This window comes from Bradyrhizobium sp. MI1.11, from assembly GCF_055811255.1.
In genome coordinates this window covers 65,422-72,186 of the sequence record NZ_JBVVPM010000037.1, presented here as the reverse complement: position 1 = coordinate 72,186, position 6,765 = coordinate 65,422, and the positions used below count along the sequence as shown (strand labels likewise).

Here is a 6,765-nt window from a genome sequence, read left to right as displayed (position 1 = left end):
CGCCCCATGTGGTCCCCCAACCCCATGTTGCGCGATCAGAGGGTGATGCCCTTGGAAGGCCGCCGATCGATGTCCCGCGATGTACGCGACATCAGAATAGGATTCCATTCCGGATCACTACGGATTTCATCGCACTTGATCCGAGCGCAGATGCATGCGTCTGCACTCGCCGCTGCCTGAATTCGATGCACGCGATCGCGGGGATGTCCACATCTCCTCAGCGCTGCGGAACCTGCATTTCACCGGCCTGTCATTGAACTGGTCTAGCGCTGCTCCCGTCATTGTTGACGGCCGAGGAGCAAGCCATGTCGAAGCCGGTACTGGGCGCCGCATTGTCCATCAAATCGATCCCTGCCCATCGCGACTGGCTTCTCGAACGGCAGCGCGATCTCGAAATTCAGGATTTTTTTCGCGCGGACTTGCTCGACGGCGACTGGCGAAGTGCTGCTAGCGAAATCAAGCAGATGCTCTCAGGTCACACCGGCCGGCTCGGCATCCACGGACCGTTCTGGGGCTTCGCGATCGGTAGCCACGACCCGATGATCCGCCAAGTCGTGACGAAACGCCTGCTTCAAGGCCTCGAAGCCGCCGAGTTTCTCGGCGCGACGCAGATGGTGATCCATTCGCCATTCACGACCTGGGACCACAACAACCTCGACCTCTATCCAGATAATCGCGGCAATCTCGTCGAACGCGTCAAGGCGACACTCGCCGAGGTGATCGTGCGCGCCGAAACCATCGGCTGCGAGATCGTCATCGAGAACATCGAGGACAAGGATCCGCGCGATCGCGTGCGTCTCGCCAAGGCGCTCGAAAGCAGCAAGGTGCGCGTCTCCCTCGACACCGGCCACGCCAACTACGCGCACATCTCCACCGGCGCGCCGCCGGTCGACTACTATGTCGAGACCGCCGGCGACATGCTGGCGCATGTGCATCTCCAGGATACCGACGGCTTTGCTGACCGGCATTGGGCGCCGGGCGAGGGCAACATCCCGTGGATCGCCGTGTTCCGCGCGCTGGGCCGGCTGACCTCAAACCCCCGACTGATCCTCGAACTTCGCAACCACGACGACGTCCGCGCTGGCGCAGCCCATCTGGCCGCGCTCGGTCTCGCCGAATAGCCGACAAAAAAACCGGCAGGGGTTATCATCATGAGCAAGCTCACGCGCCGTACCATCCTGAAGTCCGGCAGCATTGCCGCAGGCACGCTGCTGCTGCCGCGCTTTGCGATCGGGCAGGCCGACAACCGTCCCTCGGTCACCATCGCGGTGCAGAAGGTGACGAATTCGAACGTGCTCGACGTGCTGCGCGAGCAGTCCAATGTCGGCGAGCGGGTGTTCTTCTCCTCGATCTGGGAAGGCCTGATCTCCAAGAACTGGCGCGGCAGCCTTGAGGCCGTGCCGGGGCTTGCCACCGAGTGGCGCCGTATCGACGACCAGACTGTCGAGGTGAAGCTGCGCCAGGGCGTCAAATTCCACAATGGCGACGAGCTGACGGCGGAGGACGTCGTCTTCACGTTCAGCCGCGAGCGCATGTTCGGTGAGACCGAGGCCAAGAGCCGCAGCACCATCCAGGCCTTTGAGAAAATTCCGACGCCGCGGCCGGGCAAGGAACTGCCGCCGGACGTTCCGGCGGTTGCACGCCGGATCTGGCCGGATCTCGTCCGCGTCGATGCCGTCGATAAATACACCGTGCGCTTCTACAACGCGACGCCCGACGTCACGATCGAGGGTCGGCTGTCGCGCTACGGCTCAGATATCGCGAACCGCCGCGCCTGGGCTGAATCCGCGAGCTATCTCGACTGGGCGCGCAAGCCTGTTACCACCGGGCCCTACAAGGTTGTCGAACTCAAGCCCGATGTGTCGCTGACGCTGGAAGCCCACGACGAATATTGGGGCGGCCGTCCACCGCTCAAGCGCATTCGCTTCCTCGAGGTCCCGGAGGTCGCGAGCCGCATCAACGGGCTGCTGTCGGGCGAGTACCAGTTCGCCTGCGACATCCCGCCGGACCAGATCGCGGGCATCGAGAAGAACGCGGCCTTCGAAGTGCAGGGCGGCACCATCCTCAATCATCGTCTGACCGTATTCGACAAGAACCACGCCCAGCTCGCCAATCCGCTTGTAAGACGCGCCTTCACCCATGCGATCGACCGCCAGGCGATCGTCGACAGCCTGTGGGCCGGTCGCACCCGCGTCCCGAAGGGCCTGCAGTGGGAGTTCTACGGCGACATGTTCAATGCCGATTGGAACGTGCCGGCCTACGATCCCAAGCTGGCGCAGGAGCTGCTGAAGCAGGCCAACTACAAGGGCGACCCTATTCCGTATCGCCTGCTCAACAATTACTACACCAACCAGGTCGCGACCGCGCAAGTGCTGGTCGAGATGTGGAAGTCGGTCGGTCTCAACGTCCAGATCGAAACCAAGGAGAACTGGTCGCAGATCATGGAACGTGCGCCGACGCGCGCGGTCCGCGACTGGTCGAACTCGGCCGCCTTCAACGATCCCGTATCGTCGCTGGTTGCCCAGCACGGCCCCAACGGCCAGCAGCAGCAGATCGGCGAGTGGACAAATGCCGAGCTGAACACGCTCTCGGAGTTCCTGGAAACCTCGATCGATCGTGCCGCCCGCAAGAAGGCGTTCCGCCGCATGCTGGAGATCGCCGAGCGCGAAGACCCGGCCTATACGGTGCTGCACCAGAACGCGACCTTCACGGCCAAGCCGAAGTCGATCAAGTGGAAGGCGTCGCCCGCCTTCGCGATGGATTTCCGCGCCGGCAATTTCGAGGCCTGATCGGTGGCGCCGCTGATCAGCATCAAGGACCTCAGCGTCGCCTTCCACGGCGTGCCAGTCCTGCGCGCTGTCGATCTCGCCTTGCACAAGGGCGAGGCGCTTGGCCTCGTCGGCGAGTCCGGATCGGGCAAGTCGGTGACGTGCCTTGCGGCACTCGGCCTCTTGCCGCGGAATGCCCGCGTCTCGGGCTCCGTTCGTCTCGACAGTCGCGAGATCCTCGGTGCGCCCGCCGCCGAGCTCGACCGTATCAGGGGCGGGCGCGTCGCCATGATCTTCCAGGATCCCGCGAGCGCACTCAATCCCGTGCTGACCATCCGCAAGCAGCTCTGCGAGTCCTTGGCGCTGCATCGCGATATCTCGGGTGGCGCGGTGAAAGCGGAAGCGCGGCGGCTGCTCGATCTGGTCGGCATTCCCGACGCGACGCGCAGGCTCGAAGCCTATCCGCACGAATTTTCCGGCGGCCAGGTCCAGCGCATCATGATCGCGATGGCGCTCGCCGGAAATCCAGACCTGCTGATCGCGGATGAGCCGACTACGGCGCTCGACGCCACGATTCAGGCGCAGATTTTAGAACTGCTCTCGACTATCCGCCGCGAGATGGGCATGGCGATGGTCCTGATCAGCCACGATCTCGGCGTGGTCGCGGAAAACTGCGACCGCGTGGCCGTGATGTATGCGGGCCGCATTGTCGAGGAGGCGCCGGCGAACCAGCTCTTCGCCGATCCCGTCCATCCCTATGCGCAGGGCCTGATCGGTGCGCTGCCGCCGCTCGACGGACCGAGGCGCCGCCTGACCGCCATTCCCGGAACGGTGCCCGATCCCGCGAGCATGCCTGATGGCTGTGCCTTCGCGCCGCGTTGTGCGCTGGCAGAAGCGCCGTGCGGCATTGTGGCTCCAAGCCTCGCGCCGATCGCGGAGGATCGCGCCGTGGCCTGCATCCGCGCCGAGGCTTCGCGTCGCGCACTGCTCGGGATCGCCGCCGAATGAGCCGTCCGCTCGTCGAAGTGTCCTCGATTTCGCGCAGTTATAGCATGCGCTCCGGGATGTTCGGCCGAAGTGCCGCCGTTCATGCGGTCGATGGCGTGTCGCTGACGATTCCCAGGGGCGAGACGCTGGGCCTCGTCGGCGAGTCCGGCTCGGGAAAGTCGACCACCGGCCGCATCGTGCTCGGCCTCGAGCCGCCGGATCACGGCGAGGTGCGGTTCGACGACAAGCCGATGGCAACGCCCGGAACGACCGCATGGCGTGCGCAACGCGCGCACATGCAGATGATCTTCCAGGATCCGCTGGGGGCGCTGGACCGGCGGTTGCCGGTCGCCGCCCAAATCCGTGAGCCTCTGGACATTCACGGTCTCGGGACGCCCCTCGAGCGCGAGGAGCGGGTCCGCGAATTGCTGCGCGCGGTCGAACTGACACCCGCACATGGTGCGCGCTATCCGGGTGCGCTCTCCGGCGGACAGCGCCAGCGCATCGTGCTGGCGCGGGCGCTGGCGACAAAGCCGGATTTCCTGGTCTGTGACGAGCCGGTCAGCGCGCTCGACGTCTCGATCCAGGCGCAGGTGGTGAATCTGCTCGCCGATCTCCAGGCGCAGCTTGCGCTGACCTTGCTCTTCATCAGCCACGATTTGCGGGTCGTCCGGCAGATCAGCAATGTGGTGGCCGTGATGTATCTCGGCCGCATCGTCGAGATCGGGTGCGCCGATGATCTGTTCGCGCGGCCGGAGCACCCGTACACGCAAGCACTGGTCTCGGCATCGCCCGCGCCGGGCCGCCGCAGCGCAGGCCGCATTGTGCTGGCAGGCGATCCGCCGAACCCGGCGGCCCGTCCTCAAGGCTGCGCCTTCCATCCGCGCTGCCCGCGCACGATCACGCGTTGTGCAAGCGAGGTACCAGCGCTGTCCAACGTCGGTGGCGACAGGCAGGTCGCCTGTCATCTCGTGACCGGGCCGCAAGTCGAGACGCGGGACGCGGCCTGATGGGACGCTATTTCGCCATTCGGATCGGACGCGCGGCGTTGACGATCGTGCTTGTCGTCACCTTTGCCTTCGTGGTGCTGCGTCTCTCGGGCGATCCCGCGCTGATGATTTTGGGACCGGAAGCGCCGCCGGAAGTCCTCGCCGCCTTCCGCAAGGCGTGGGGGCTCGATGATCCCATCTGGTTTCAGTATCTCGACTATTTTGGCGCGATCGCCAAAGGCGAGCTCGGCCGTTCCATGCGTGACGGCCGGCCTGCGATCGAGCTTGTGCTGGAGCGGATTCCGGCAACCCTGGCGCTGACGCTGCCGGCCTTCGCATTCAAGGTCGCGCTCGGCATTCCCGCCGGCATCTACGCGGCGCTGCACCGTGGCTCGGGAATCGACCGCGCGGTGATGATGACGGCGGTCGCCGGCTTCACCGTGCCGAGCTTCGTGCTGGCGCTGCTGCTCGTGCTCGTCTTTGCCGTGCAGCTCGGCTGGCTGCCCTCGGGCGGGCAGGACAGCTGGCGTCATGCCGTCCTGCCGATCGTGACACTCAGCCTTGGCGGCGCCGCGGTGCTGGCGCGATTCACCCGCAGCGCCATGCTGGAGGTGCTGGGCCAGCCCTATATCCGCACCGCCTCGGCGAAGGGCGTGCCGTGGCGAAAAGTCGTGACGTCGCATGCGCTGCCGAACGCGGCGATCCCGACCGTCACCATACTGGGCTTCATGGTGGGCACGCTGATCGCGGGCGCGGTCGTGGTCGAGAGCGTGTTTTCGTGGCCGGGGGTAGGTCGCCTGCTCGTCGTCGCCGTCGCCAACCGCGACCTCGCCGTCGTGCAGTGCATCCTGTTGCTGGTGGCGATGACCATGGTCACCTCGAACCTGATCGTCGACTTCCTCTACGGCTTCCTCGACCCGCGGCTGCGCGCCAAGGGGGCGCACGCATGACTGACACCACGCTGAAGGACACGTCGGCCGGCCGCCGCATCAGCCTCCCGGCGATCCCGGTCTCGGTCGCCATCGCGATCGGCTGGATCGTCGCGATGATGGTGATCGCGGCCTACGCCGAGAAGATCGCCCCCTACGGCTATACCCAGCTCGACCTGCGCAATCGTCTCGCTACACCCGGCAATGTCGCGCACTGGCTCGGTACCGACGAGCTCGGCCGCGACGTGCTATCGCGGCTGCTCGTCTCGATCCGCATCTCGCTCCTGATCGCGTTTGGCGCCACGGCGATCTCGGCCATCGTCGGCACCACGCTCGGTTTCCTCGCCGCGCATTTCCGCGGGCCCGTCGAGCAGCTGGTGCTGATGTTGTCCGACTTCCAGGCCAGCATGCCCTTCCTGATCATGGCGCTCGCGGTGCTGGCCTTCTTCGGCAATTCGCTGCCGCTCCTGATCGGCTTGATGGGATTTTTCGGCTGGGAGCGCTACGCCCGGATCGCGCGCGGCCTTGCCATTTCCGCCAATGCCCAAGGCTATGCGGCGGCGGTCCGGCAGCTCGGCGCGACGCCGGCGCGGATTTACCTCCGGCATATCCTGCCCAACATCGCCTCGACCCTGATCGTGTCGACCACGCTGGTCTTTCCCGAGGTGATCCTGATGGAGTCGGGCCTGTCGTTTCTCGGCCTCGGCGTGCAGCCGCCGATGACCAGCCTCGGCAACATGGTCGGCTACGGCCGCGAGTACCTGACCCGGGCACCCTGGATCATGCTGGCGCCGGCCACCACCATCGTGGTGACCACGCTGGCGGTCTCGGTGATCGGCGATTGGCTGCGAGACCGGCTCGATCCCGAGCTGCAATAGAGCCAAGGGCGCTCTTGTAGCCTGGATGGAGCGAAGCGTAATCGCGGGGGCCGGTCTCGCCCCCGGCGCGCACTTGCCCCGGATTGCGCTGCGCTCCATCCGAGCTACGAAGAGCCCGCGCCGGGAGCAGGGGAGCCCTGTCCGGCTCAAGTTCCCGTTGCGCGCGTTCCCCCCGTGCGCTATCCGGCCGGAAAGGCCTGAGGCGGCTTCGAAA

Annotated in this window: 6 protein-coding genes; all 6 read left to right on the top strand. The window is 65.8% G+C overall.

Annotated elements, in window-relative coordinates; genetic code table 11:
- Positions 1–305 precede the first annotated feature (305 nt).
- From AC0L30_RS29570 to AC0L30_RS29545, 6 genes are read left to right on the top strand one after another with little or no spacing between them, the layout of a single operon-like run.
- Entirely contained in the window at positions 306–1,121 is an 816-nt protein-coding gene (locus AC0L30_RS29570) for a sugar phosphate isomerase/epimerase family protein (RefSeq protein WP_007590953.1), read from the top strand.
- Positions 1,122–1,151: 30 nt separating this feature from the next.
- Positions 1,152–2,789, top strand: coding sequence for an ABC transporter substrate-binding protein (locus AC0L30_RS29565; RefSeq protein WP_473405818.1), 1,638 nt, complete (start codon positions 1,152–1,154; stop codon positions 2,787–2,789).
- A 3-nt stretch (positions 2,790–2,792) separates the two neighbouring features.
- Positions 2,793–3,776: an ABC transporter ATP-binding protein gene (locus AC0L30_RS29560; RefSeq protein ID WP_473405817.1), complete on the top strand. Its 984-nt coding sequence runs from the start codon at positions 2,793–2,795 to the stop codon at positions 3,774–3,776.
- On the top strand, positions 3,773–4,765 hold the full coding sequence (locus AC0L30_RS29555) for an ABC transporter ATP-binding protein (protein WP_473405816.1): 993 nt from the start codon (positions 3,773–3,775) through the stop codon (positions 4,763–4,765). Before AC0L30_RS29560 ends, AC0L30_RS29555 begins: the two co-directional genes overlap by 4 nt.
- Positions 4,765–5,694 (top strand): ABC transporter permease, encoded by a 930-nt coding sequence (locus AC0L30_RS29550; RefSeq protein ID WP_007590961.1) that lies wholly within the window; start codon positions 4,765–4,767, stop codon positions 5,692–5,694. The genes AC0L30_RS29555 and AC0L30_RS29550 overlap by 1 nt, the downstream gene beginning before the upstream one ends.
- The gene (locus tag AC0L30_RS29545; RefSeq protein ID WP_473405815.1) at positions 5,691–6,551 is read left to right on the top strand and encodes an ABC transporter permease; all 861 of its coding nucleotides are present in this window, start codon (positions 5,691–5,693) and stop codon (positions 6,549–6,551) included. The genes AC0L30_RS29550 and AC0L30_RS29545 overlap by 4 nt, the downstream gene beginning before the upstream one ends.
- The last annotated feature ends 214 nt before the right edge of the window (positions 6,552–6,765 follow it).